The organism is Agromyces sp. P1_H4 (assembly GCF_056405255.1).
On sequence record NZ_JBFUCL010000584.1, the window covers coordinates 1 to 946 of the forward strand.

Annotated in this window: 1 pseudogene; it reads left to right on the forward strand. The window is 76.6% G+C overall.

Annotated features, from left to right (window positions below):
- Window positions 1-946, forward strand: a pseudogene (locus AC1DY2_RS20145) (ATP-dependent helicase); the annotation flags it as partial.

Sequence of the window (946 nt, forward strand, 5' to 3'; positions counted from 1 at the left end):
GCACCGCCCTGCGCGACGCGCCGGCCGCTGCGGCCCTGCTCGCCGCGGCGTCCCTCGTGCTGGGTCGTGAATCGCTCACGTCGGCCCTGGCGGTCGAGCTGCTCACCGGTCCCCTCGGCCGGCTCGACGGGGTCGGGCTCCGGCGACTGCGGCTGGCCCTTCGACACGAGGAGCTCGCAGCGGGGGGCAACCGCTCGGGCGACGAACTGCTGGTCGAGGCGCTCGGCGCCCCCGGCGGCTTCGAGACCGTCGACGCAGCGCCCGCCCGGCGCGCCGCGCGCCTCGCGAAGCTCCTCGATGCCGCGGCAGGCGTGGCCGCGTCGGGCGGCACGATCGAAGAGGTGCTCTGGTCGCTTTGGGAGGGCAGCGGGCTCGCCACCGAATGGGGCGCGCAGGCGCGCGGCACCGGCGTGCTCGCCGAAGAGGCCAACCGCGCCCTCGATGCCGCCGTGGCGCTCTTCGCCGCCGCGACCCGCTACGTCGAGCGCGAACCCGGCGCTCCCGCCGTGCGGTTCGTCGACGAGGTACTCGCGAGCGAGCTGCCCGAAGACTCGCTGGCGCCCCGGCGAACCGCCGAGACGGTGCTGGTCACCACGCCGCCGGCGCTCATCGGCCGGGAGTTCGACGTCGTGGTGGTCGCCGGCCTCCAGGACGGCGTCTGGCCCAACCTCCGGCCGCGGGGCACGCTGCTCCACGCCGGACTCCTGCCGCGAGTGGTGCAGGCCGCACGCGCCGGGGCGCCGCTGCCGGCCCCCGAGTCGGTGTCCGAGGCGCGGGTCTCGGTGCGGGGCGACGAGCTGCGGCTGTTCGCGCTCGCCGCGTCGCGCGCCCGGCGACAGCTCGTGCTCAGCTGCACCTCCAACGACGACGAGCAACCCTCGATGCTGATGGCCTACGCCCCCGAGCGGGTGCGACCCCGACGACGACCGCTGCACCTCCGCGGCCT